The 26,350-nt window shown below is 49.4% G+C and carries 16 protein-coding genes and 1 tRNA gene; 3 read left to right on the top strand and 14 right to left on the bottom strand.

All coding sequences use genetic code 11. From position 1 onward, the window contains the following. Positions 1 to 7 precede the first annotated feature (7 nt). The 8 genes from nrfD to ABD852_RS21920 form a co-directional block, all read right to left on the bottom strand. Positions 8 to 1,417 carry an NrfD/PsrC family molybdoenzyme membrane anchor subunit gene (gene nrfD / locus ABD852_RS21955; protein WP_345032864.1) on the bottom strand — a complete coding sequence of 470 codons (1,410 nt, stop codon included), beginning with the start codon at positions 1,415 to 1,417 and terminating at the stop codon, positions 8 to 10. Positions 1,418 to 1,475: 58 nt separating this feature from the next. Next, the gene (locus ABD852_RS21950; protein ID WP_345032863.1) at positions 1,476 to 4,556 is read right to left on the bottom strand and encodes a TAT-variant-translocated molybdopterin oxidoreductase; all 3,081 of its coding nucleotides are present in this window, start codon (positions 4,554 to 4,556) and stop codon (positions 1,476 to 1,478) included. Between the two features lie 49 nt (positions 4,557 to 4,605). Then, positions 4,606 to 5,898 carry a c-type cytochrome gene (locus ABD852_RS21945; RefSeq protein ID WP_345032861.1) on the bottom strand — a complete coding sequence of 431 codons (1,293 nt, stop codon included), beginning with the start codon at positions 5,896 to 5,898 and terminating at the stop codon, positions 4,606 to 4,608. Between the two features lie 640 nt (positions 5,899 to 6,538). After that, positions 6,539 to 6,609: transfer RNA gene (locus ABD852_RS21940), tRNA-Cys, on the bottom strand. 59 nt (positions 6,610 to 6,668) lie between these two features. Further along, entirely contained in the window at positions 6,669 to 8,498 is a 1,830-nt protein-coding gene (gene rpsA, locus ABD852_RS21935; protein WP_345032860.1) for a 30S ribosomal protein S1, read from the bottom strand. Positions 8,499 to 8,684: 186 nt separating this feature from the next. Next, complete coding sequence (locus ABD852_RS21930; RefSeq protein ID WP_345032858.1) at positions 8,685 to 9,551, bottom strand: FkbM family methyltransferase; 867 nt, start codon at positions 9,549 to 9,551, stop codon at positions 8,685 to 8,687. A 93-nt stretch (positions 9,552 to 9,644) separates the two neighbouring features. Then, positions 9,645 to 10,712 (bottom strand): class I SAM-dependent methyltransferase, encoded by a 1,068-nt coding sequence (locus ABD852_RS21925; RefSeq protein ID WP_345032856.1) that lies wholly within the window; start codon positions 10,710 to 10,712, stop codon positions 9,645 to 9,647. Further along, positions 10,709 to 11,749, bottom strand: coding sequence for a glycosyltransferase family 4 protein (locus tag ABD852_RS21920; RefSeq protein ID WP_345032855.1), 1,041 nt, complete (start codon positions 11,747 to 11,749; stop codon positions 10,709 to 10,711). The genes ABD852_RS21925 and ABD852_RS21920 overlap by 4 nt, the downstream gene beginning before the upstream one ends. A 609-nt stretch (positions 11,750 to 12,358) precedes the next feature. Between ABD852_RS21920 and ABD852_RS21915 the strand changes: the two genes are divergently transcribed. The 3 genes from ABD852_RS21915 (at position 12,359) to ABD852_RS21905 (ending at position 16,224) form a co-directional block, all read left to right on the top strand. Next, a complete protein-coding gene (locus ABD852_RS21915; RefSeq protein ID WP_345032854.1) occupies positions 12,359 to 13,237 on the top strand; it encodes a glycosyltransferase family 4 protein in 879 nt (292 codons plus the stop codon). Positions 13,238 to 13,294: 57 nt separating this feature from the next. After that, complete coding sequence (locus tag ABD852_RS21910) at positions 13,295 to 15,130, top strand: ABC transporter ATP-binding protein (RefSeq protein ID WP_345032853.1); 1,836 nt, start codon at positions 13,295 to 13,297, stop codon at positions 15,128 to 15,130. Positions 15,131 to 15,222: 92 nt separating this feature from the next. After that, a complete protein-coding gene (locus ABD852_RS21905) occupies positions 15,223 to 16,224 on the top strand; it encodes an aldo/keto reductase (RefSeq protein WP_345032851.1) in 1,002 nt (333 codons plus the stop codon). Between the two features lie 107 nt (positions 16,225 to 16,331). Here the strand turns inward: ABD852_RS21905 and ABD852_RS21900 are convergent, their stop codons facing one another. From ABD852_RS21900 to ABD852_RS21875, 6 genes are all read right to left on the bottom strand, one after another. Further along, a complete protein-coding gene (locus ABD852_RS21900; protein WP_345032849.1) occupies positions 16,332 to 16,841 on the bottom strand; it encodes a hypothetical protein in 510 nt (169 codons plus the stop codon). Between the two features lie 106 nt (positions 16,842 to 16,947). Further along, positions 16,948 to 18,408 (bottom strand): RagB/SusD family nutrient uptake outer membrane protein, encoded by a 1,461-nt coding sequence (locus tag ABD852_RS21895; protein ID WP_345032846.1) that lies wholly within the window; start codon positions 18,406 to 18,408, stop codon positions 16,948 to 16,950. A gap of 141 nt (positions 18,409 to 18,549) precedes the next feature. After that, the gene (locus ABD852_RS21890; protein ID WP_345032844.1) at positions 18,550 to 22,077 is read right to left on the bottom strand and encodes a TonB-dependent receptor; all 3,528 of its coding nucleotides are present in this window, start codon (positions 22,075 to 22,077) and stop codon (positions 18,550 to 18,552) included. A gap of 262 nt (positions 22,078 to 22,339) precedes the next feature. Next, positions 22,340 to 23,395, bottom strand: a complete 1,056-nt coding sequence (locus ABD852_RS21885; protein WP_345032841.1) for a FecR family protein — start codon at positions 23,393 to 23,395, stop codon at positions 22,340 to 22,342. Positions 23,396 to 23,539: 144 nt separating this feature from the next. Then, a complete protein-coding gene (locus ABD852_RS21880) occupies positions 23,540 to 24,112 on the bottom strand; it encodes an RNA polymerase sigma-70 factor (protein ID WP_345032839.1) in 573 nt (190 codons plus the stop codon). A gap of 539 nt (positions 24,113 to 24,651) precedes the next feature. Continuing rightward, positions 24,652 to 26,304 carry an FAD-dependent oxidoreductase gene (locus tag ABD852_RS21875; protein ID WP_345032836.1) on the bottom strand — a complete coding sequence of 551 codons (1,653 nt, stop codon included), beginning with the start codon at positions 26,302 to 26,304 and terminating at the stop codon, positions 24,652 to 24,654. Positions 26,305 to 26,350 lie beyond the last annotated feature (46 nt).

The raw sequence follows: 26,350 nt of genomic DNA, 5'->3' as shown, positions 1-26,350 counted from the left end.
CTCTCGATTAATCCTCTACTACAGTTGCCCGGGGCTTGGCCACGCCGCCTACTTTTTCAGGCAACCTTTCGGACGAAGAACGCAGAACGGCCTTCACCTCCGCCATGTTCACAACCGGCAGGTATTTGGAGAACAGGAGGAACAAGGTAAAAAACAGCCCGAACGAGAAGATATAATCACCAATGTCATACATGGTCGGTGAGAACATCGTCCAGCTTGAGGGCAGGTAATCGCGGTGAAGTGAAGTAACAATGATTACAAAACGCTCGAACCACATCCCGATATTTACAATCACCGAGATAAAGAAAGTCCAGGTTACGCTTCTTCTCAGCTTTCTGGACCAGAACAGCTGCGGCGAAATTACGTTACAGGTCATCATAGCCCAGTATGCCCACCAGTACGGGCCACCCATCCTGTTCAGGAACGCATAGCTCTCATACTCCACGCCGCCGTACCAGGCAATAAAGAATTCTGTGATATAGGCAATACCTACTATCGAGCCGGTAAGCGTGATGATTTTATTCATCGTCTCGATATGCTCGATCGTGATATAGTCCTCCAGTTTGTACACCACCCGGGTAATCAGCATCAGGTTTTGTACCATTGCGAACCCGGAGAAGATTGCACCCGCCACAAAGTAAGGCGGGAAGATAGTAGTGTGCCAACCCGGGATAACCGAAGTGGCAAAGTCCATACTTACGATGGTGTGAACTGAAAGTACCAGCGGAGTTGAAAGACCCGCCAGGATAAGGCTTATGTACTCATAACGCGCCCAGGTTTTTGCTGACCCGCTCCATCCCAGGGAGAAAGCGCCGTAGAAGAAACGCGAAACTTTATTGGTTGCACGGTCGCGGATCGTAGCAAGATCAGGAATAAGCCCGATGTACCAGAAAACAAGCGACACCGAGAAATAAGTACTGATCGCGAAAACGTCCCATACCAGTGGTGAGTTGAAGTTTACCCACAAAGAACCGAATGCGTTAGGCAGCGGCAGCGCCCAGTAGGCAAGCCAGGGCCGGCCCATGTGCATCAGGATAAAGGATGCTGCGCAAATTACCGCGAAAATCGTCATCGCCTCTGCAGCACGGTTAATGGAAGTTCTCCATTTCTGACGGAAGAGCAGCAAAATAGCGGAAATCAGGGTTCCCGCGTGACCGATACCCACCCACCAAACGAAGTTGGTGATATCCCAGGCCCAGCCAACAGTCTTATTGAGCCCCCATACACCCAAGCCTTCCCACCAGGTCCAAGCCAGACAGTAGGTACCATAAGCCAGGACAAGAAGTGAGAGACCGAATGCCATTTTCCATTCTTTGGTCGGTTTGGCTTCAACGTGCCGGCAGATATCTTCTGTGATATCGGCGTAGGTCTTGCCACCTTGTACCAAAGGGGTCCTTACCGGAGAAGTAACTTGCATAATCTGATGTACTATCTAGAACTAAAAATTATTCCTTTTCTATAATACCCTGACCGATTTACGCCTTGGGCGCAGCCTGTCTTTCTTTGTTCCGAATTTTAGTAAGGTAAGATACCTGCGGCCGGACGTTGATTTCGCTCAGCACGTGGTAAGCCCTTGCTTTCTCCTCTACCGCCAGCAATTTCGATATCTTGCTTTCAGGGTTGTTCATGTCCCCGAAAACGATAGCGTCGGTCGGGCAGGAAGAAGCACAGGCAACATTCACGTCCTCATCGGTAACACGCCTTCTTTCTTTCTTCGCACGAAGCTTGCCCTCCTGGATGCGGTGCACACACATCGAACATTTTTCGATTACACCCCTTGAACGAACCGTCACGTCAGGGTTGATAACCATCTTCCCAAGCTCGTTGTTGAAGTGGTAGTCAAAGTTCTCGTTATCGAAATACTTGAACCAGTTGAAGCGACGAACTTTATAAGGACAGTTGTTTGCGCAATAACGCGTTCCGACACAACGGTTGTAAGCCATCTGGTTCAGACCTTCAGAGCTGTGCGTCGTTGCCAACACCGGGCAAACCGTCTCGCAAGGCGCGTTGTTACAGTGCTGGCACATCATAGGCTGGAAAGTTACCTCCGGATTTTCCGAAGCAATCTCCATGGCACTGTAGTTACCAACTTCCGCATCGCTGCTGTAGTAGCGGTCAATACGCATCCAATGCATTTCACGTGAATTGATCACCTCCTGGCGACCTACCACGGGAATATTGTTTTCAGCATTACAACTCACCACGCAAGAGCCGCAACCGAAACAAAGGTTCAGGTCTACAACCATCCCCCACGAGTGGTTTTTATACTCATGTCCGTTCCACAAAGAAATATCCGTAGGATCTACGGGACCTTCCGAAGTATGGATCTTGGGGAAGAATCTTCCTGCTTTTACGTCTTTCTGATACTCGCCGAGGATAGTTTCCTGCAAAATAGACTTGCGGGCCATAACCGTGTTATGGGTCTGCGTCTGCGCGATTTGCCTGAATCCGCCCGTTTTGGCTACTGTTACGACTCCGCCATTGAAGCTGATAAAGCCGTCGACCACAGGGATAAAAGGATAGACATTCTTTCCTACGCCATTGGCGGCCTTACCTGCTTTCTCACGGCCATAGCCGATAGCAACCGACACTGTATCGTTCGCCTGTCCGGGCTGCACAAGGACCGGCAGCTCAATCTCCTTTCCGTTCGCCTCTATCTTAACAACATCACCCTGCTGAAGGCCCAAGTCGGTTGCAGTCTTTTGAGAGACGCCTGCGTAGTTATCCCAGCAAGCCTTGCTCACCGGTTCGGGAAGCTCCTGGAGCCAGGGGTTATTCGCCAGCGCACCGTTACCCACCCCGATTTTCTCGTAGATGGCAAGCTCGATACCCGACTGGGAAGCCTTGTAGCGCTTCGCTACCGCCTGACCGGCTGCAGCGACATCACCGGCGAAAGTAGCGCCGGCTGTAGCCGGAGCTCCACCAAGTTCAAGGACCCCGTCGTGAAGACATTTGATCCAGAACTGTGCGAAATCCGTTTGACCTGACTTCGGATAAATATTTGAGCGCCAGTACTGCTTGATGTAATCGTGGTAATCGCTTACAGCAGATCCCGCCCATTTCAACAAGCTGGTCTGGGCTTGTCGTGTATTATAAATCAAATTAATGGTAGGCTGACCAAGGCTGAAATACCCCGCCTGCGGCTCCGCATCATCCCAGCTTTCCAGGTAATGAGGAGCGGGCGCGATATATTTAACCAGGCTGCCGGTTTCGTCCGCACGATCGCCGAAGCTCACGCTAAGATCGACTTTAGGCAATGCAGCAGCCAATTCGGCGCCACGAGGATGATCGTAAACCGGGTTTGCCTTATAGAAAAGCACGGCCTTAACCTTCCCGCCTTTTACATCATTCACGAATTGATTAAAGGCAACGTCGTTCCCCTGACGCAGATTCGACGGACTATCCAGGTTAATGGTTACCCCGTAGCTTCCCAACAGGCTGTTGATCGCATTGACAACCACCTGTACCGCCGGGTCGTTAATACCTGAAACAACCAATGCAGCGCCTTTGGCAGCGATCAGGTCGTTAGCAGCCTTATCCAGGTTAGGGACGTCCAATGCCGGGGTAGAGACTGCAGTACCGCCAAGCTTGGCCGCCAATTTGTTGTAGAGCGCCGTAACGACCAGACCCGACTGTGAAGGCTTCACAGCAGTCCTGTAGTCTGCATTGGATCCTGTAAGCGAGAGGATGGACTCAAACTGGTAATGCCGCGACATTTCGCGTTTTCCTCCCTCTGCGCTGCTAACTTTCCGGGTTTCTGCAAACTGGCCGGAGAAAGTTTCCGGTGCAACCCACGTACCGAGGAAGTCGGCATCAATGCTGACCACTACTTTCGCTTTATCGAAAGCATAGGTGGGAAGAACAGCCTTTCCAAATGACCGGCTGTTGGCTTCAACCAAGGCAGCAGTCGAATTCGTATCATAAACTACGTGCGTAGTCGTAGGGTACTTTGCAATAAATTCAGCGATAACCGCTTTGGTAGACGGGCCGAGAATTGTAGACGAAACGATACGGATATCGCCGCCTGCCGCAGCTATCGAAGAAAGCTTTTCAGAAATCTCCTTATCGATAGTTTCCCAATCTGCTGCAGCATCTCCTTTCTGCGGTCCTTTCAGCTTTTCGATATCATAGAGGTTGAGCAGAGAGGCATGCGCCCGTGCACTTACCCCTTTCGACGCACCGGATAACTTGTTGCTCTCGATTTTTATGGGCCTTCCTTCCCGTGTCTTCACCAGAATGCTGGCATAATCTCCACCCTCGGCAAAAGTAGACGCGTACCAGTTGGCGATGGTCGGATACTCATCCACTGGCTTATTCACGTAAGAGACCGCCTTACGAACAGGCGCTTCGCAGGAAGCCAGAGAAACGGCCGCCATACCAAAACCCAGTACCTTCAGGAAATCCCGACGATGAGAACCGGTTCCATCAGAAAGGTGCTCGTAAGAAACATCGCCTTCGGCCGGAGCATTGAATTCCTTTTCGGAGCTCTTAATGAAACTTGCATCGTTTCTAAGCTCTTCAAGCCCTTTCCAGTACCGTTTCGTATTATTTTCCATAAATCCTATTCAATACTTCTTTTTTCGGAGACTCTATCAACCAAATTTCTTAATAGTGACATTTAGAACATTCCAAACCACCAATATCTGCAACTTTCAAGGTACCTTTTCCTTCTTCGCCATGCACCTGTACAAGCTTGTCATAGTATGCATTTCCTTTGGCGTTCACGTCGGTAGTCCTGTGACAATCGATACACCATCCCATGGTAAGTGAGGAGCGTTGCTCAACAACTTCCATTTTCTTGATATCTCCGTGGCAGGTTTCACACTCGACCCCACCGACATTTACGTGCTGTGAGTGGTTGAAGTAGGCCAGATCCGGAAGGTTATGTACCCGTACCCATTCAATGGGCTGGTTATTCTGTATAGAAGCGTAGATTTTCTGAATCTCAGGCGACTCTCTTTTGATAACGCCGTGGCAGTTCATACAGATGTTGGCGGCAGGAATAGTAGCGGCCCTGCTTTTATTCACACCGGTATGACAGTAGTTACAATCGATTTCATATTCTCCTGCATGCAGCTTGTGCGAGAATGCTATGGGTTGTTTGGGTGCATAACCCTGCTGAACACCTACATTGAAGGCTCCGTCAAGTGTTACTTTGACAACAAGCAAAACAAATACCCAGGCGGTCGCTGAAAGGATCGCAGGGTGCCGGGCCGCTCTGCCCAAAAGACTTCCGAAGCTTTCCCCGGACTTCTTTACCTCCCGGCCGCCATCTACCGACCTGGACAGTAAATTCAACACCACAAGCAAAACTATCGAAAGCAGTACTACCACCACAACCAGAACAACCAGCAATACCACAAACAGAGTGGACGGGCCTTCCGACTGCGCCGCGCCTGCAGCAACGGCTCCTGTAGCGGCGGCGGCGGCCGGCTGGTTGTTAGCGCTTTCTATATACGCCAAAATTCCTTTGATTTCGTCTTCCGATAAGGTCGGAAAGCTCGTCATAGGAATTTTATTAAATTCATTGTAAATTTTCAGTGCAGCCGGATCGCCCGCAGCCACCATCGACTGGGAGTTATGAATCCATTTGACCAACCATTGGAAATCGTGCTTTTTGTGCACATCTTTCAAACCTGGTCCTACCGATTTGGTCGTCCCGGTTTCGTGACACGAAGAACAGTTGGATTTGAAAAGCGCCTCGCCTACTGCTACGTCACCTTCAAGGCCTCCGGCAGCGGCTGCAGCAGGCGCCTCAGCGTCCTGTGCACGCAAAATCGGCGTATTGGCAAAAACCAAAAACACCAGAACTAAAAGAACGGAAGTACACTTGGGTAAAAAACTTGTCGGGTACGGGCGCTTGCGTAAAGAGTAAAAATTCCTACAAATTGAATTCATAGTCCACAATACATTATACTTATCCCGCAAAACTAATGCACGATTTCCTTTCCGCAAAAGTATTGATACCTTATTTTAGGGGAGAGTCTTATTTATATCACTTCTAATCTAAAGGAATGAAGCCCCCCGCCTTGACAGGGATCAATTCTGAGAATATTTATATTTATTAACCCCAAATTAACCAGGAAACCCGCCTGCCGGAAGCCCCTCAAACGGTATAATAAAAGGATACACGTTAACCATACATACGCAACCGGATCTGCTCCGCACAACTGAGGGAAATAGGCGTCGAAAATACCGCGGAATCGAGGGCAGCCGAAAGCGTTTTTGAAACTAACTCCACACCAGGAAGCAGTACTGAATTCCGGAACAGTAAATAGCCAACAAATACTGTATGCTTCCATGGGTTAAAATAAAAACCCCAGAGTGCACGGAGCACACAAAGCTTTCGCGGGAACAAAAGAATCATCCGAGGATAAAATAAACAGGAAAGTGAGCATTCCATCGGCTCAAACACCTCTGTGCTCACTGTGCCCTCCGTGGTTAGACCAAACCGGAAACGACACTTTACGATAAACCTCTATCGGCGTTGACCAAAAAAAGAAGTCCAGACTCAAATGAATCTGGACTTGCAACTCAGAGGTTCCGAGCGGATTCGAACCGCTGTACAAGGTTTTGCAGACCTCTGCCTAGCCACTCGGCCACGGAACCGTTGGCCGGAGTTCAGGTTCGAATTAACCTCGGTGAACTCCGGCTATATTTTTCGAAAATTAAGCTTCGTCGCTATCGCCTTTACCGGCTGCAGCTTTTGCGGCTTTCTTCTCCGACTGCTCCATCTTGGTCTTCAGAGCAGAAAGAATATCGATGTCGCCAAGCGTAGACTTCTCAGCCTCTTTCAGCACATTCTCAGACTTTGTACCCGATGCTTTCTTAGAAGTCTTCTCGGCTTCTGTAGGCTGCTGCCATGATCTGCTGTGTGAAAGTACAATTTTCTTGTCGTCTTTCGAGAATTCCAGCACTACGAAGTCAAGGCTCTCACCTACCTCGGCAACCGAACCGTCTTCTTTCGCCAGGTTCTTGATCGTAGCGATTCCTTCAATACCGTAAGGTAATTCAAGAACAGCTATTTTATCACCTTTTGAAACGATTGTGCTGCGGTGAACGCTGCCTACTTCAAAAATAGACTCGAAAGTATCCCAAGGATTGGCTTCGAGCTGTTTGTGACCCAAGGCCAGACGACGGTTCTCCGTATCCAGTTCAAGTACCACTACGTCCAGGTTCTCGCCAACTTTAACGAAATCCGAAGGATGTTTCACTTTCTTGGTCCAGGAAAGATCCGATACGTGTACCAAACCGTCGATACCCTCTTCAAGCTCGATGAACAATCCGAAGTTAGTCAGGTTACGTACAAGTCCTGTATGCGTAGTACCAACAGCGTACTTGTCTTTCAAACCAGGCTGGTTCCAGGGATCTTCAGTAAGCTGCTTGATACCGAGTGACATCTTGCGCTCCTGGCGATCGAGGGTCAGGATGACCGCTTCGATTTCGTCACCTACTTTAAGGAACTCCTGCGGGTTACGCAGGTGTTGCGACCAGGACATTTCCGATACGTGGATCAAACCTTCGACACCCGGCAGAATTTCGAGGAAAGCACCATAATCTGCAACGTTTACGATACGTCCTTTCACCTTCGACCCAACCTGGATATCCTCTGCGAGAGAATCCCAGGGATGTGCCTGCAATTGCTTCAACCCAAGAGAGATACGCTTCTTCTCGTCATCAAAGTCGAGTACCACAACGTTAAGCTTCTGATCAAGCGACAAAAGCTCTGACGGATGGCTGATACGTCCCCATGAAATATCTGTGATGTGCAGAAGACCGTCCACACCGCCGAGGTCGATGAAAACCCCGAAGTTGGTCATGTTCTTAATTACACCCTCCAGTACCTGACCTTTTTCAAGGTTGGTAAGAATTTGCTGACGTTGCTCCTCAAGATCTTTCTCGATCAACACTTTGTGCGACACTACTACGTTATCGTTCGTGTTGTTGATCTTCACTACCTTAACCTCCATCACTTTGCCAACAAACACGTCAAAGTCCCTGATAGGTTTCACATCAATCTGCGATCCCGGCAAGAATGCCTCGATCCCGAAAATATCCACGATCAAACCACCTTTGGTACGGCGCTTCACGTTGGCTTCGATTACCAGATCCTCCTCATGAGATTTGTGGATATTGCTCCATGCGGTAATCACTTTCGCCTTCTTGCGGGAAAGCACAAGCTGACCCTGCGCGTTTTCCTGGCTTTCAACGAACACTTCTATTTCATCACCGATTTTCAACCCTGCGATCTCACGGAACTCGTTAAACGAGACGATACCGTCAGACTTGAAACCGATATTCAAAATTACTTCGCGGTCGGTAATACCTACGACTGTTCCTTTTACGACTTCCTTTTCCTGAATGGTAGATAAAGTCTCACCGTAAACGTTCTCCAAACGCTCGCGTTCCGCGCTTGAGTATCCATGTCCAAAACCCCTCTGATCTACTGAATCCCAATCAAAATCGGGATTACCCTGGCTTGCTGAATTCTTTGCCATAAATTAGTTCTTCTAAGGACCTCCTTACATCAGACCGGCGGTCACCCGACCTGAATTTTGTTTAACAATGCTATTTCCCCTTTTAAAGGACTGCAAAGGTAAGAAAAACAATATTACCGACAACATCCGCCCTTGTTTTTTTAGGCAACCTGCAACCGGTCGCAGATCCGCAAACGCGTAACCGGCCTAATCATCAGGCATCTGGGCTCCTTTTGCCAATAGCAAAAGATCTGTGTGAGTCCCTGCCTCATTGCTCTCCAGGAACTCGGTTATGTGAAACGGTACGAAACGGAACCCTGATTCAATTGTATAGGCATCGAACCTTTCCGAGAGTATCCGTGAAAATTCCCGCGCGTCGTGGTATAACCCGGGACTAAACTCCATCACGATTTTAAGGTCGGGATTTGCCGACAATGTTTCGGGCATCCCTTTAAAAATCAGCGGTTCCGCTCCTTCAGCATCGATTTTCATCACATCGACCTGGCCTAATCCGAAAGCAGGCAAAAGCCGGTCGAGTGTATCCACCGCCACTTCTTCACGGATAAAGCCCTCCTCCCCTGCCTCTTTCCGCACCAGCAGGCTGGAATCCCCGGTATGCAGCCTCGGGATGTGGATCTCGGTGCGACCGGAAAGATTACTCAGCGCTCCCTCCCAAACCCGGAAGCCGGGATGATTAATTTCGGAAGTCCTTTTCAGCAAACTTGCAATGCGGGGATTGGGTTCAATAGCCAGGGTCTTCCCGGACCCGCCGGCTAGCGCCGACATCAGCACCGAAAAATACCCGAGATGAGCACCGACATCGATACAGGTGTCCCCCGGCCGGACCAGGCGCGCAAGGCACTGTGTGACCGGCGTCTCCCAGAACCCGTCCATCACCAAATGGGGGACCAGGCTGATGTCGTTGATATCTACAAAAATTTTATACTTGGTAAGCACTCTTGTCAGCCCCGTGCGCCCTTCCAGCCTGGCAAAACTGGAAAAGCCACGACAGACCGACTCAAATTCGTAGCTGGTCAGCCGATTAATATCTGATAGGTCCAATAATGGATTCATAAGGATTGGTTTGTGCCGAACCTGCCGGCCTGCTTCGGGCGATCGCAACTGCCGCCCCTTGATTTTCCAAAATGCAAACACAGACCTGAAGTCTTAGGTACCGGTCAAGCGAGACCAAAAGGTTTTCTTTTTACCCGCGTCTCCTTTTCTGATGATAAGCCCGATAGAAGTAACCACATATCCATGCAAAAGCAATTTCACGTGCGGCTCTGAGACGTAGGGAGGCAAATCTACCGAAAAGTCAGTAGGATAAGTACCAAGTGAAAAATCTAATTTTTCAACATAATGTCCCTCTCGTTCAGCCCAGTCTGCAAATTCCTCAAGGTCGCTCCGGCGGAAAATAACCGTGTTGGGATGCTCTGTAGTGGTATCAAATTCGGACGACACATTGTACTCTGTCGTATGAACTGCCCATCCTCCTGGTTTCAGGGTATCCAGCTGGGCTTTTAAGAACTTCAAGCCCTTCTTAATCGAACCGAGGTGCTCGAAGGAACAGCTGGACCAGTTAAAATCATAGCCGGTCAGGTCTTGAGGGATGGCATTCATATCGACTGCGCGGTAGTCGGCTTTCTGTCCGAAAACTTCATCCGGCACGATCTTTCGCTCATTGAGAGAATTTAAGCCCTTGCACAGCTGATCGCCGGAATCCCATCCCAGCGACTCCCCCCTTTCATAGTCCAGGTCGGTCGCCATTACTGTACAGCCGTGCCCCACCATTACCGAAGGCAGCGGCTCTGTACCGACTGCAAAGCCGAGACCGCGCTTTCCTTCGCGCAGACATCCGCGTTCGTGAAGTGCCTGCAAAATGTAAACATACTCCCATTGCTTGCGATGCAACCGGGGTGTTTCCCTGATGGCGTCGCACCATTTTTTATACCAATCCAGTTTAAAGTGGGCCGTCTTGCATAGTTCGGAATTTCTTCTGCCGGAATCCTTTAATTGTGCGGCATTCCAACTTTCGACGTTCGGTTTGACAACTTCCATTTGATCAATTTGGTGTTTAGCAGTATATGTAAAGTAATAAGACCCTGTAATGATCCCCGGGATCCTATAACCGTTTGAAAGATGATGACAAAAATTATTTGAAATGCCGCGCACAACATACAACCGCAGAAAACAATTCGCGGCTTTTAAGTAATTGGCCGGTATCCCGAAAATCAAAGCAGAGATTTGTAAATTCTGGCATAGGCATCTGCCGTTCTTCCCCAACTAAAACTATTGGCATGACTTTTCACTACAGATTCCATTTGATTCGTGTTGAATTTCTCCAACCCGTCATGAAGAACTTCAGCCATATAATCGGGTTTGAAATTCCGAAAATAGAAAGCCGCGTCGCCACCTATTTCAGGAAGCGAGGTTTTGTCAGAAAGGAAAACCGGCTTCCCGGCGGACATTGCTTCCAGCACGGGCAGCCCGAAGCCTTCGGCAAGTGAAGGGTGTACGAATGCGGTACAATGGTGCAGGTACCAGCTCTTTTCTTCTTCGCTCACCGGCCCTGTAAGATGAAAGCGGTCCGTCAGTCCCAACCGCTCAATCTCTTCCTGGATAGAAGCGATATATTCAGGCTCATCCAGTCGGCCGGAAATTACTACTTCCCAGCCTTCGAGCCGGTGCAGGAGCTCTACAAGCGTGTGAAAATTCTTTTTGCGGTTCACATACCCGATTCCAAACAAAAAAGGCCGCTCGGGCTTATAGGTCAATACGGATGCCCTGGGGGCTGCGAGCGGGTTAATCCCGTTGGGAATCACTTTCAGCCTGGTCCGGCCCAGGTTACAATGCGTTTCCACATCCTTCCTGGTAAACTCTGAGATACATACGACAACGTCGCTTTGGTCAATCATTTTCTGGACATGCCTGACGCTGCGGAGCTGCTCTTCCTCCGGCTTGTCTTCATGCAGTGCGTTCAGGTCATGTATGGTCAATACGGTGCTGATATGCCTGAAAAGCTTACGGTTAGGCACCATCCGACCGGATTGAAAAGGTGCGTGCCACACCCTGCAATCCAGTAGAAAAGGCTTCCATACCTTGTGCCAGGCAGTTTCGACAATAGTGCGTATAGAACTCCTTTCGAAGGCAGTGGCTGCAGTCGAAGGAACATACATGGTTAATGGGGCGTCAAGCCCGTCAGTGCTGTCAGCTACAATGTTCTCACCCAGATTCTTACAATAATGAAATAGCCCGGAATTGGGAAATCTCATCAAATCGCAATCTAAAATAACGGATGACATAATTTAGGAGTTTCAGTTTACGTTTCATATCTACGGACTCATACGGCACATTATTTTTTTAAATTTTATTACAACCATTTACACAACGAACAACTCTTACCATTAAGTACGGCAAATACCCAGATTTTATAACAACCACAGAAAAACACAAAAAACTATTTATTCTTGAAAACGTTCAAAAGCTTATTTAACTCTGCATGGGGTTCCCAGCCATGAACCGAAAGCCGGAGAGTTTAACAAAAGGGAAGTAATAGCCACCTACAAAAAATCGGGAGCACCGGATAATCCGGTAACAATACACCTATTACTCACCCGGACACCCTCATAGAAATTCTTATGTTTTCAAAAGCCTTATCATGGGTTTTGAACGGTATTTTTATGTGAATTTTTAGTTCATAACATATGCTAAAAAATATCATATTTGATTGCGAAAGAATGAAATATGAGCATTCAGGCCTGTATCATTTCTGCTATCAGCTCGGCAATCATCTTGTTGAAAATATTGACGGAGAAAAGGAGAAATTAACCTTCTTTTCTCCCAATAAAAACGCGAATTTATGGAGCCGTCAAAACAGAATTATGCAGAATTCAATGCAAAAATTCTGGATGCCCGCCCTGGATGGGTATGACGTGTGGCACGCTACTTACCAGAGCTCGAATTACCTCCCAAGACGTAATAAAAGAATTAAAGTGGTGTTGACTATCCACGATTTAAATTTCCTTTACGAGGAAAAAAATCCGAGGAAAACAAAAAAACACCTCAACCATCTCCAGGACAACATAGACAGGAGCGACGCTATCATTTGCATTTCGGAATTCTGCAAGAAAGATGTGCTCAACCACTGCCGAGTGGGCGACAAACCGGTCTATATGATTCATAACGGGAACAACCACCTGAGTAACCCGCAATTGGACAGCCGCTCGTACCACCCCAAGAAACCGTTCCTATTTTCGCTGGGCGCCATCTGCCGTAAGAAAAACTTTCACGTGCTGCTGCCGTTGCTCAAATTTAACCGCCACCTGGAATTGCTTATTGCAGGGGTGACACAGGACAGGAGCTATCTTAATGACATCTGGTCGCTTGCCAGGAGGTTGAGGGTAGAAGACAACCTCCGCCTGCTCGGCAGCATCAACGAGTCCGAGAAATCCTGGTATTACCGCAACTGCTATGCCTTCGCTTTTCCCTCTATCGCTGAGGGCTTCGGCCTGCCCGTAGCGGAAGCGATGTCGGTAGGCAAGCCGGTTTTCCTTTCAGACCGGACCTCGCTTCCCGAAATCGGCAGCAATGCAGCTTTTTACTTCTCCGACTTTACGGAAACCCACATGCAGAACGTTTTTGAAAACGGAATGCAGGAATACAGCTCCAAAAACATGGAGGATGCTATTATTGAAAGAGCAAATTCGTTCTGCTGGCACAAGGCCGCAAAACAATATATAGAGGTTTATCGTTCTCTGTAGAAGTCGGCTCTTTGTCATTAACATAAAGTCCTTGCATGGTATGCAGGACGAACCCATATGAAAGTTTACCTGAGGTTACTAAAATACGCGAAGCCTTTCCGAAAATTCATTGTTCCCTTTGTGACGTTCACCATTCTGGGCGTCTTTTTCAGTGTATTTCAATTCGCGCTAATCATTCCGCTTCTCAACTTCCTGTTCGACCCCAACTCGGTGGCCGGGCATGAAAAGTACATTCAGGCGCCTGATTTCCAGCTTTCTGCCGCCTATTTCAAAGACTACTTCTACCACCTGGTTTATAGTTTCAAGTCGACTAACCCGAAAAACGCGCTCTATTTCCTGGCCGCAATGATCGTACTGGCCGTGATCCTGACGAACCTTTTCCGTTATCTCGCGCAGAGAAGTATGATCAACGCGCGGACCTTGCTGGTGAAGCGATTGCGCGAAGCGCTGTTCAGTAAAATCAATCACCTTCATCTCGGATATTTTACCAAGGAGCACAAAGGCGACCTGATTTCAAGGCTTAATCATGATGTTTACGGCGTTGAAGGCGCGGCTGCCAGCTCGCTGGAGGTGATTTTCAAGGAGCCTTATGTCATGCTCGGTTACTTTATAGCGCTCTTCGCAATCAGCCCTGAACTGACACTTTTTACGTTGTTTGTAATTCCTCTTTCCGCGGTATCGATAGCCGCCGTCACCAAGCGCCTTAAGAAGGAGGCCAGCGAAGTGCAGGCTTCCGCCGGTCGATTGCTCACCATGATTGATGAAACACTTCTCGGCATGCGCATCATCCGGTCGTTCAATGCTACCGACTTCCTTATCAACCGCTTTAGCGAGGAGAACGACTTCTACAGGAAAGCCAGCCTCTCCAACTTCAAAAGACGGGAACTGGCGCCGGCCTTTTCCGAGGCTTCCGGGGTTTTCGTGGTAGCCTGTATCATTATCTATGGCGGCTCACTCGTGCTCGAAGGGACAAACGGCCTGCAGGCTAGCTCCTTCATAGCGTTCATCGCTATCTTTTCACAGGTTCTCAGGCCCGCCAAGGCGATTGTCACCGCTTTATCCACCATCCAGATCGGACAAGCCTCCGGGGAGCGCATCCTCGAGATTCTCGACAAACCCGTGGAAATTGAAGACGCGCCTGACGCGGTAGAAATGAAATCTTTCGAAGCCCAGATAGAGTTCGTAAATGTTTCTTTCGGATACTCTGACCGCCCTGTCCTTAAAAATGTCTCGCTCCGTATCCCGAAAGGAAAAATCATCGCGCTGGTCGGCCCGTCCGGGGTTGGAAAATCAACCATTGCCGACCTGATCCCACGCTTCTATGAAGCCACCGCGGGCGACATCCTGATCGACGGCATTAATGTCAACAAAATCAAGATGGAATCGCTCCGGTCGAATATGAGCTTTGTTACCCAGGAAATTATCCTGTTTAACGATACCATCTTCAACAATATCGCGCTCGGGTACCCGGATGCGGACCGTGAAAAAGTGATAGAAGCCGCCAAAGTTGCCAATGCGCACGAGTTCATCATGCAAACTGAGAACGGCTATGACACCATCATCGGCGACAGAGGCATCAGGTTATCCGGCGGACAGCGCCAGCGGCTGAGCATAGCCCGGGCTGTCTTCAAGGATCCTGCCATCCTGATTCTCGACGAGGCAACCTCCGCCCTGGATACAGAGTCAGAAAAGTCGGTTCAACTCGCGCTCAATAACCTGATGAAAGGCCGGACCACCCTGGTGATCGCTCACCGTCTCAGCACTATCAAGGAGGCCGATGAGATTGTGGTCCTTCAGAATGGTGAGATTATTGAGCAGGGAAATCACTATGAATTGCTCGATCAGCCGACCGGGGTCTACCACAAGCTTACCGAACTGCAGAAAATAGCCTAGCCCGGCTACGGGAAACATTGGGTTTACCAGTCGTTGATTGGTATATTCGCGTATTTGATTACCGGTTCAACGCTTAATATACCACCAGACTTATGGAATATCCATCTATCGGCACTTCAGACCTGAAACTATCGGCCATTACTTTCGGCGCCTGGGCGGCCGGGGGCTGGATGTGGGGCGGAAACGAAGAAAAAGACGCCATTCAAGCTATCAGAGCAGCTTATGACCACGGTGTAACCAGTATTGACACCGCGCCCGCATACGGACAAGGAGCGAGTGAGCGCATTGTAGGCAAGGCGATCAGGGAGTTGCCGAGGGATAAAGTGCAGATTCTAACCAAGTATGGGCTTCGCTGGGATACTACCAAAGGGGTATTTCACTTTAAAAGCAAGGACAACCAGGGGCAGGACATCAACATGCATAAATATGCGGGCCGGGAAGGTATTATCAAGGAGGTGGAAGATAGCCTCCGCCTGCTCGGAACCGACTACATCGACCTTTACCAGATCCACTGGCCCGACACCAGCACGCCCATCGCGGAGACCATGGATACCGTTTCGGACCTCATCAGGCAAGGTAAGGTACGCCACGCCGGGGTATGTAATTACGATGCCACGCAAATGGAAGAGGCGGCAAAGCACATCAACCTGGTTTCCGACCAGGTCCCTTACAGCATGATCAAGAGAGGGATTGAAAAAGAGCTTGTGCCTTACTGTATTGAAAACCGGAAATCCATTCTGGCTTACAGCCCGATGGAAAGGGGGGTTTTATCCGGTAAAATCCACCCGGGGCATGTTTTCGCAGCAGGAGATCACCGGGCCGGGCTATTTTATTTCAAAGACGAAAATCTTACGCGTATTCAACGCTTTTTAGACTCCATCCAGCCGATTGCGGACGAAAAAGGGGTGAGCCTTTCGCAGCTGGTGCTCAGATGGACGCTGGCCCAGCCCGGGATTACCGTACTTCTATGCGGCGCCCGAAATGCCACCCAGGCCATCAGCAATGCGAAAGCGATTGAGCTTTCACTTTCGGAAAGCGAGGTATCTTCCATTACGGAACACCTGAATGAACTCAGGCTAAATCCGGATGCCTGACCCGCGCGCATAAACAAAGGGGTACCTGAAGCCACAAAAAATAGTCCGGGAGTAAAGCAAGCTTCTCTCCCGGACCAAACAGCCAGTGCCCGACCATTCGCGGGCGGCTACCGAACGTCTATTTTGCCTATCGGCACAACTGCCGGCTTGAAGTTGTAGCTGTCGTACCCATGATTGGTGACCACAACTACCAGGTCGAAACTCCCCGGCTTGGGATAGGTATAAGAACAGTACCACCCTTCTGCCGACAATGCTGTTTTCAACCCGCGGGCACCTACTAACCCGTAGTCGGAATAAAGATCACTTTTAACCAGGACCGGGTTATTAAACATATCAATTGAGTCCGGAAAGGTAACGCCGCCATCTGTACTCACCTTCTTCTTCATAATTTCACGTATGCCGCCCGGCCATACGGAACACATATCGGCATCGGTTCCTACGACGATTTTAACGGGCTTCCCACTGGGGACCTCGGTCACAAGTGAATCTTTACCGGCTTTGTCAGTCATATAAATTTTAACCTCTTTCACTCCCGGTGTCTCTATGATATCTTCTTTCAGACAGGAAGTAAGAAACATTAAGGCCATAATTCCAAAACTGCACAGGATGTTCTTCATTTGTATAAAAGTTTTGAGCGTTGAGGTGTGAGGTACGCGCCCGGAGACCGGTAAGCGATCCGTATGTATTCGGGTACCTCACACTTCATGCCTGTTCATTACTATTTTAATAACCTGAATTTTGCGGAAGTGTCTGGTCCTTTTCAATCTCAGCCACCGGGATCGGCAGAATTAACTGCTCTTCAGAAATAGGCCCGGAGATGGCTATATTCGTATCATAATCCAATGGCGTCATCAACGCTTTGGTAATGACCGGAATTGCCTTGCCGGTTCTAACCAGGTCGAAATACCGGTGCCCTTCGAAAGCAAGCTCCATTCGGCGCTCATGGAGAATGGCGTCAAGATCAAGGCCGGCCGCAGTAATCGGCGGCACTTTCCCCCTTACCCTTACCATATTGACATATTTAGCGGCATCCTCTTTCCTGCCAAGTGCGAGAAGTGCTTCCGCATACATAAGCAGCGCGTCGGCATAACGGGTTACCACCCAATTGTTATCGGTGCCCGTGTTATTGAAAGGCTTCAGTTGGGCCGGCGGCGGGCAGTGCTTGATCACCCAGGCCTGAATGGGTATCGTACTGGAAGCGATGTATCCGGAATCCACAGTCGTCTTGTAACGTATAGACTCCCCGCTGTTAACAAACTCCCGCATCAGGTTATGTTCTACCAAAAGGTTGGTAGCCCCGGAAACGCCCCAGATGAGTCCTACATCGTTGTTGACCCACCGGAACCAATAGCTTGGCTGCCCCGCGGCCACATTGAAATTTACCTCGAAAATGGACTCTGCGTGAAACTTATTGGTTGAGCTGAATACATCCTGGTAGTTAGGCAACAGCGCGTAGGTACCGGCTTCATTGTCTTCTACCAGTCTTTTCAGCACTTCGGCTGCCTTTGCGTGATTGTTCAGCGTCAGGTACACCTTACCGAGCATGGTGAGCGCTGCGCCTTTCGAAGCCCGGGCCTCTTCCCCTTTCAGTTCGCTCTTTTTCAATGCATTGGCGGCTGCAAATTCCAGATCGGGGACAATCAGCTTACTGTAGACTTCCGCAACGGGAGTCCGGCCGATACCAAAGGCGGTGTTGAGATCGGTAAAACTCTTGCTGACCAGGGGAACATCGCCATAGATCCGGACGAGATTGAAATAGGCCAATGCTCTCAAAAACATGGCTTCGCTTTTATACGCCAGTATTTGCTTCTCTTCAGCCGCATCCTTGGCCTTGTAAGTCTCAATCACCCCCAGGAGGGTGTTGACATTGGCAATCATCTTATAGTTATTGACCCAGATATTGATCCTGGAATCTGCATTGGTCTTTTTAAAAGTCTGCCAGACATCGGTTCGAAAGCGGTCTTTACCGTCATCCGACATCAGCTCCGGCACCAACGGGAAATCGGTCTGGTTGTAGATGGATTGTAACACCTTGTAGCAGCCTACCAATGAGGCCTTCACCTGTGCCTGGTTTTTGTAGAAAGCACCCGGCGAGAGTGCATCTTCCGGCTGGCGGTTCAGAAACTCCTCCGAACAGGCCATCATCAGAAAACAGGACGATATTATCAACAGTATCTTTTTCATCTGTATAAAAGTTGTGAGCTCTGAGCCGTGAGGTTTGAGGTTTGAGCTGTGAGGGGTGAGCTATTTATTCATCAGCCGTTTGTGTGCCTCTTGTAGCTAATACCTCAAAGCTCATGGCTGTTTCATAATGCTAAAACCGGTTTAGAAGGACAAGTTGACACCAAAGGATACGGAACGCGACATCGGATAAGAATCACGGTTGATCCCTTGCGAATAGGCGCTGTCACCCATGGCATTGGCCTCAGGGTTATAACCCGGGAACTTGGTAATGTACCAGGCATTCAGGATGGTGGTATAGAACCTTACCCTTGAAAGCGTCAGTCTTTCGGTCAGATGTGCCGGGAGTGTGTAGCCCAGCGCAATGTTCTGAATGTTCACGAACGTCCCCTTGTACAGGAGCGTACCGCTGGTGTTGGTACCGTCGTACGACTTCCGGTTAGGCGCCGCATATTTGGCATCGGGATTGTCCGGAGTCCAGTAATTCCGGTAATAGTCATAAGTGGTGTTCATGTTACCGGCGCCTCTCCCGAACACACCTTCCATCTGGCGCATGGAAATGTCTCCCCCCTGGGTACCATTTACCTGGACAGTCAGATCGAGCCCCTTGTATTCAAAAGTATTGGTCATTCCCCAGATAAAATCAGGAATATTGGATCCGATCACCGTGTTGTCACTGGCATCTATTATCCCGTCACCATTTACATCTGCCAGCTTGGGGGTACCGGGGCTGGACCTGAAACGCCAGCTCGGGTTGTTGGCATTGACAATGGGCGAGGTCTTCACGTCCTGCCAGTCGCGGTACGGGCCCAGGTAAACCCCGCCGTAAATCCCTGCAATCGGGCGGTTCTCCGAGGTATAACCATCGTCCTTTATCAGTGGTCTTTTGTCCTTCCCGGTGTCCAGCACGCGGTTGCGATAGTAGGACAAATTTGCACTGGTCGTCCACTTTAATGCGCCCGTAAGGTTGCGCGACGTAATGGTATACTCATAGCCGCGGTTGCGCATTGCGCCCACATTGGCCATGTACTCCCCAAACCCGGTCAACACCGGGAGCGGCATTTTGAACAGCATATTTTGGGTATGCCGGTAGAAATAGTCGATACTGAAATTGATCCGGTTGTTGAGTATCTCGGCGTCAATTCCCGCGCTCCAGTCGGTTGTTTCCTCCCAGCCCAGGATTGAATTGGCAATTTTCCCTTCGGCATAGCCCGCGGAAACCGCCGCTCCGCCCCCCAGCACATAGGGTTTGGACTCGAGCGTAGCCAGGGCCAGGTAGTTGTCGATACCGGCATTCCCGATAATACCCCATCCGCCGCGAAGCTTAAGATCGCTGATATATTTCTGGAACGGGCTGAAGAACTTTTCGTCGGAAATACGCCAGGCAGCGGACACCGACGGGAACACGCCCCATTTTTTGTCGGCCCCGAATTTGGACGATCCGTCGCGGCGTATGCTACCGGTAAGGTAATATTTGCCGGCATAATTGTACATCACCCGCCCGAAGCTGCCGATCATCGCCTCGCTCGAACGGTTATTCCGCGCATCATTCTGTGCATTCAGAATGGTAATCGCTTCGTTCAGTGTGGGTAAAATGTCGGTAGGGTAGTCATACTTGATCAGATCAACTGACCGGTACTGGGTTTCCTCCACCGAATATCCCGCTACGGCGCTGACCGAATGCTTTCCGAACTCGCGCTGGTAGCTCAGGAAATTCTGTGAGTTCCAGTACAACCTGTTGCGCATCTCGTTAATCCCCTGTGACCTGGAAAAAGTAGCCGACTGGGTGGGAACCGAGCTGGGTTGGAAATAATTCCGCTCGCGCTGGCGATACTCCGTGTGAAATTCAGAACGGAACTTCAGTCCTTTGATGATATCCACCTCCCCGTAGAAGGTTGACAAATTTTTGAAAATCCGGCGTTTGTCCTGCTTTAGGAACAAATGAAGCGGGTTAACAAAGAACGCGAAATTCCAATCCCATGGATCGAGCAGCGTATTGCCGTAAAATACCGGCTCGCCGGCCTCATTTCTCGGGTTCCAGATCGGCGGCATAGCCACCGCATTGTAAAACGGGTTGATTGTCGGACTAGTTGTCGGGCTGCCTTCGATATTGGGCAGTACATTGGAATTCTCCAGGCTTGGCGCCAACAGGAGCCCTGCTCTCAACCGGTTGGTAATCTTAAGGTCAACATTCGCTCTGAAAGAGAACCGGTTGTAGTTTGAATTCATGACAATACCGGTCTGGTCAAAGTATCCTCCCGACAGCATATAACTCACATTGTCGGTCCCGCCTGTAGCAGAAAGCTGGAGATCTGTCGTCTTGCCGGTACGGGTAATCACGTCCTGCCAGTCTGTATCGTAAGGCATTTTACGGACCGTATCGATAACGGTGATCCAACGGTTGAACAAGTTACCGGGCGCGGCCATACCGGGTGCATTGCTGGAATACTTCTTCCAGTTTTCAACCCGCAGCTCATCCGAGTCCGTCCATTTCCACAGGGGCAGTTCCGGGTTATTCGTACCAAAGTTCGGGTCTTCCAGGACATAAGCGGCAGCACGGGCGTGGTCGATATATTTCAGGAAATCCTCGCGGTTGAGCACATCAATTTTATTGATCATCCTGTCGTAGCCGGTGCTCGCATTGATGCTGAGCGTGGGTTTCCCTTTCTTCCCCTTTTTCGTAGTAATCATGATCACCCCATTAGCCGCCTGAGTACCGTAAATTGCGCTTGAGGAAGCATCTTTCAGCACTTCGATAGACTCGATATCGGCAACGTTAATACTGTTGAGCGGGTTTTCATTTTTATCAAACCCGTCCTTCAGCGGAAACCCGTCAATCACGATCAGCGGGTTATTGGAGGCGTTGAGTGAGCTCACCCCACGAATACGGATAGTAGTACCACCGCCGGGCGCCGAGTTGCTGTTGACGATTCTCACACCGGCCATTTTCCCGGTCATGGCAGAAGCAAAGTTAGCCATGGGCTTGTCTTTCAACTCCTTGCTTGAAACCGATGAAATGGCGGTAGAAACATCCCGCTTTTTCTGTGTACCGTATCCTACCACCACAATTTCCTCAAGGGCCTTCTGATCGGTCTGAAGTGACAGATCCAGCGTTGTCCGGGTACCTACCTGCAGCTCCTGCGACAAGTACCCCACAAAAGAGAAAATCAGAACGGCATCCGCATCGGGTATGCTCAGCTCATAGTTCCCGTCAATATCAGTGACCGTCCCGCGTTGGGTTCCCTTCAGGATAATGCTTACTCCGGGCAGGCCCTCTCCTTTCTCGTCTGTCACTTTTCCTTTCAAAGTCTTATCAACCGGCATTACCATACCGGTTTCAGCCGTTGCGGAAGGTTGTCCGTGAGAAGGTTCCAGGCTTAAGACAATCTTATTCCGTACCACCCGGTAGCTGATTTTGTCGGGGTTGAACAATTCATCGAGTGCTTCGGCTACGCTTTTGTTGGCCACTGAGAATGAGACCTTTCGCTTCAGAGGAAGCGCCTTTGCACCATATACGAACTTTACCCCGGTATTCAGCTCTATTGCCGCCAGAGCCGTTTTCAGCTCCTTGTGCTCAATTTGAAGCGAAACTTTTTTCGCCAGCAATTCCTGAGCTTCAACCACATTGGCGAATGTAGAAACAGCCGTGCAAAATGAAATTGCAAGCTGCATAACCGTAAGTTTCATAATAGTACCTATCGGTGGTAGAATCTTTTGTTTTTTTTCCATTAATTTGTTTTGTTAGATCCTGTAAGATTTGACAAAAAGCTTCCTGCTTCGTCGCCAAACGAAGTAATCAGACCAGTTCTGGCTGAGGAAGCATCAACCGGAGGTGCTTCCCTCACTTCCGGTTTTTTTATTAAGATTGGAGGTTAATAGATTTTAGCTATCATATTGGTTGGATTAGGTCAATTAAATAATTCAGGTTTGTATCTCAGGGGATCTTTTTCCAGTCATTGCAAACACCACCCGAAAGCAGAATAGAATTCCCGATCACCTCATAACTTCCGTTTAAAACGGCGCAGATTAATTCCAGGCTCCCATATAAATTGTCGGAAGAAAGATCGGCGGTAATAACGCAGTCCAGCAAGGTTTCATTACTGGAATCAATTGATACCCCGTAAGCCTTTTCCATTTTGGAGAGAATCTGCCGCAACGGGACCTCATCAAAGTCGAAAGCATCGGGGTTAACGAACTCCTCGGTTTTTTCGATGATGACCGGCTTCGCCACCAAACCGGTGATATAATGTCCGGTATCCTTGAAAAATGTAATTTTTTTATTGGGCGTCAGCACCAGCTTGCTTTCAACGGCACTTGGTTTACGGTCTTTGAGGATCGTTTTTTCAACCACTACCCGGCCTGACATCACCGCTACTTCCGTTGCTGCAGTACCGCCCAGCTCGGAAATGGTAAAGCTGGTTCCCAGCACCCTTACAACAAGCTCGCCGGCATGGACAAGAAAGGGCCGGTTTTGATCTTTGACGACGTCAAAAAAAGCTTTTCCCTGCATATAAACCAATCGCTCCCGGCCGGCAAACACTTCCGGGAACTCAACCGAGCTTCCCGGTTTCAGAATCACCTTACTGCCATCCGGGAGAAGCGTCTCTTTCTCTGTCTGCAGGCTGTTTTCCACTAATTTCCACCCTTCCTTCCTTATGACGGTATTATCGCCTTCTGCGAGTGCCTGCTCCGGTGGGGGCGCATAATACATCCAGCCGGCCCAGGCAATTCCGGCCAGAGCCGCCGCCCAACCGGAATAACGGAGGAAAGTCCTTTTTCTCACCGGTTGCACGCCCTCGGAATCATTTCCGGCAGTCCTTCTCACCACTGCACTCCAGATCCTCTCTTTCACCACCGGCGTGCTGTCTGCCTCTTCGGAGTTTTCCGCTCCAAAGGCATCATACCAGGTGTCCATTACCTTCTTTTTTTCGTCCGGCAAAGTCCCCTGCCGGTACTTTTTTAACAATGAAAGAAATCCTTTTATGCGCATATCGGGTTAAGGGCATTCGCCTGCTTTAGACATAAGTCGTCCCGACGTGGATTTTCGGCAAATAGAGATAAAAAAACTACAATAAATTATACGTATTGCGTGAAAAAGCGCAATATTTCTTTAAAAAATACAGTCATCAAACTACTACCGGATCAATAGACAGGATAATGCCAGGACGACAAAATCTTTGAGATGGACGCGGAGTGTCCTCAAGCCCTGCGCGAGGTGGTAGGTAACGGTGCGTTCGGGTATCTGAAGGCGATCGGAAATTTCGCGGGAAGAAAGTTGTTCGATGCGGCTGAGGCGAAAGATTTCCCTGGTCTTTTCGGGAAGATCCCCGAGGGCGGTCTGAAAAGCATCGCGGAGCTCTCTGTAGGCCAGTTCCTCTTCGGTTTCGGAGTCAAACTGCTCCGACAGTGTGGTGATAACGGTATTTTCGTGTTGTCTTCTAATAATTTGCGCCCGCACATAATCGAGCACCTTATACTTTACAGCACGCAATAAATAGTGCTCCAGGTCGTGTATAGCGAGTCCCTTTCTCCGCTCCCACAGATCTACGAATATATCCTGAACAATCTCTTCGGCATTTTCGGGGTACAGTACTTTTTCTCTCGCAATTCGATAAAGGCGCTCCCAATATTGTTCGTAAATAAGCTCAAAGGCAATCCTATCCCCCGTACCCAATTGCCTGAGCAGATCCCGTTCTGTCAAAACCACGCGCAGTATGTTAGTAAAACACTAATTTAATACAAAAGTCTCGACAAAGAATTATAAAAACCATTCAACCCTGTAAAAAGGTTGGCGGCGCGAGGTTACGGGCTCCGGAACTTAAAAAATTAACCACAGAGCGCGCTGGGAGCGCAGAGTTTTCTTTGCGTTCTTCGTGGGCTTTGCGGTTGTATTTTTTTAACCGCGGAGGGCGCGGGGAGCACAGAGTTTTCTTTGCGCTCTTTGTGGGCTTTGTGGTTGTTTTTTTAACCACGGAGGGCGCGGGGAGCACAGAGGTTTCTTTGCGTTCTTTGTGGGCTTTGTGGTTGTACTTTTCTAACCGCGGAGGGCGCGGGGAGCACAGAGTTTTCTTTGCGCTCTTTGTGGGCTTTGTGGTTGTACTTTTTTAACCACAGAGAGCGCAGGGAGCACAGAGGTTTATTTGCGTTCTTTGGGGTTTTGCGGTTGTATTTCAACGGAGAGAGCACTAAGTACACAGCGTTTCCTTTGTGTAATTAGTGCTCTTTTGGTCGAAATGAAAGGTGTAGTTACTTCTGTGCCACTTCCAGGCGTTGCTTGTCACTTTCCAGTCTCGCTCTCAATTCGGCATAATCAATGTCCTGGACAGCGCTTCCCTTTTCAACGGCCATTGCGGCCGCTGTAGCTGCACTTTGACCGAGGATCATAAAGACCGGCTCCATACGGATAGAGCCGAACGCTATATGAGAACTCGACAGACAGATCGGTACCAACAGGTTTTGGATCTCCTCCTTTTTTGGAATCAGCGACCGGTATGAAATCTTGTAGGGGCGTGGTACTTTCACACCGATATCTCCCTCATTCTGAACATAGCCGTCCTTTTTGATGTAACGCTGAATATTGTGCGAATCCAGGGTATAGGAGCCCATTCCAACGGGATCGTTTACCTCTTTCTTCCCCAATACTTCGTGCTCTGTCATTACGGACTCCCCCACCATCCGACGAGCTTCCCTGATGTAAAGTTGATGCGACCAGTTTCCGTTGTCTGTAAACTCGTCTTTAGGCAGCCCCCAGGTTCTGAACTGCTCCTGTACATCCTTGGGAATGCGGGGATCGTTGGCAATGAAGTACATCAGCCCTTTCTGGTAACTTTCGTGCTCCCTGATGATTTCCTTCCGGCGTTCATAAGAAGCATTGGGGTAGTCGTAATTCATCCCGATGTTGTCGGTGCTGAAAGGGCCATGGTTGTTGGTGTCAGTTTTGCGATTGGGAATGGTATCGAACTTGTCGAAAGTCTCACGCCAACCTGCACTGTACGCCCGGGCGAGTAATTCGTATTGGGTGGAATCATAATCGGCCGGTCTCGGAAAAGGAATCCTGTTCTCAGGGTCGTAGGTGAGACACATCCGGAAACAGTAAGCCTGAATTTTATCATCGCCCTCGTTTTTTACACCCGGGTCGGCCGTAGAAATCCTGGGTAGCACACCGCTCGTAGAGTCCCCCGGAATCTTGTAAGGGCTAATGTTCGCAGCAAACCAATGGCGATGGTGAAGGACACCCGTCTGAACGCCGTTCCATTCTTCTCCATACACACTGTTGGCCTCTCTCCCGACATGGAAGCTCACCCCGGCAGCAGCCATAAGATCACCCTCATAGGTGGCATCAATAAACGCCTTACCCCTGAAAGTCTTACCGCTTAGGGTAGTGATGGCTGTTATTTTGCCGTCCTTTACTTCCACTCCCCCGGACCTGTCCAGCCACTCGTCCCGATGTACCGGAATTCCGAGTTCAGCAACCCAGTTGTCGTACACACGTTCAGCGATATGCGGTTCAAAGGTCCACATGGTCTGGTCGCTTTCATTCATCGCTTTAGTCCCCTGCCCTTTGTTGCTAAACTCATCTTTTTTCTGCCATTTCCAGTTTTCATCTTTCTGGTATTCCTGGTAAACACGCTGATAAAACTCGCGCGACAGGCCGCCGATAGAGCCGGTATTGCCGGAATCGGTAAACCCGAGCCCGCCGGAAGTAAGTCCGCCGAGATGGACATCGGGCGAAACCACAATAACCGTCTTATTCATTTTCACAGCTTGTACGGCTGCAACTACAGCGGCTGAAGTCCCGCCGTAGATGATGATATCCGCTTCATTCCCGTCGGAAGGCTTAGGCGTGCAAGCCAAAAAAGTGGTGGCGAACAAGGCCGCCGCTAGAAAAATTTTGTGCATAAAGTTTCTGTTTAAACCAAAAGATCAATGAATCCGTCCTCCGGCT

Origin of the sequence: Ravibacter arvi (genome assembly GCF_039540405.1) — a bacterium.
GTDB classification, from domain to species: Bacteria; Bacteroidota; Bacteroidia; order Cytophagales; family Spirosomataceae; genus Ravibacter; species Ravibacter arvi.
Note: the sequence above shows the minus strand (reverse complement) of the source record. Positions and strands in the feature narration are given on the sequence as shown.

Coding starts and splice junctions, on each gene's coding strand:
- ABD852_RS21910 (WP_345032853.1), top strand. CDS start 13,295: ATGAAAGTTTACCTGAGGTTACTAAAATACGCGAAGCCTTTCCGAAAA.
- ABD852_RS21900 (WP_345032849.1), bottom strand. CDS start 16,841: ATGAAGAACATCCTGTGCAGTTTTGGAATTATGGCCTTAATGTTTCTT.
- nrfD (WP_345032864.1), bottom strand. CDS start 1,417: ATGCAAGTTACTTCTCCGGTAAGGACCCCTTTGGTACAAGGTGGCAAG.
- rpsA (WP_345032860.1), bottom strand. CDS start 8,498: ATGGCAAAGAATTCAGCAAGCCAGGGTAATCCCGATTTTGATTGGGAT.
- ABD852_RS21885 (WP_345032841.1), bottom strand. CDS start 23,395: ATGCGCATAAAAGGATTTCTTTCATTGTTAAAAAAGTACCGGCAGGGG.
- ABD852_RS21890 (WP_345032844.1), bottom strand. CDS start 22,077: ATGCAGCTTGCAATTTCATTTTGCACGGCTGTTTCTACATTCGCCAAT.
- ABD852_RS21905 (WP_345032851.1), top strand. CDS start 15,223: ATGGAATATCCATCTATCGGCACTTCAGACCTGAAACTATCGGCCATT.
- ABD852_RS21920 (WP_345032855.1), bottom strand. CDS start 11,749: ATGAGATTTCCCAATTCCGGGCTATTTCATTATTGTAAGAATCTGGGT.
- ABD852_RS21875 (WP_345032836.1), bottom strand. CDS start 26,304: ATGCACAAAATTTTTCTAGCGGCGGCCTTGTTCGCCACCACTTTTTTG.
- ABD852_RS21895 (WP_345032846.1), bottom strand. CDS start 18,408: ATGAAAAAGATACTGTTGATAATATCGTCCTGTTTTCTGATGATGGCC.
- ABD852_RS21945 (WP_345032861.1), bottom strand. CDS start 5,898: ATGAATTCAATTTGTAGGAATTTTTACTCTTTACGCAAGCGCCCGTAC.
- ABD852_RS21930 (WP_345032858.1), bottom strand. CDS start 9,551: ATGAATCCATTATTGGACCTATCAGATATTAATCGGCTGACCAGCTAC.
- ABD852_RS21915 (WP_345032854.1), top strand. CDS start 12,359: ATGCAGAATTCAATGCAAAAATTCTGGATGCCCGCCCTGGATGGGTAT.
- ABD852_RS21950 (WP_345032863.1), bottom strand. CDS start 4,556: ATGGAAAATAATACGAAACGGTACTGGAAAGGGCTTGAAGAGCTTAGA.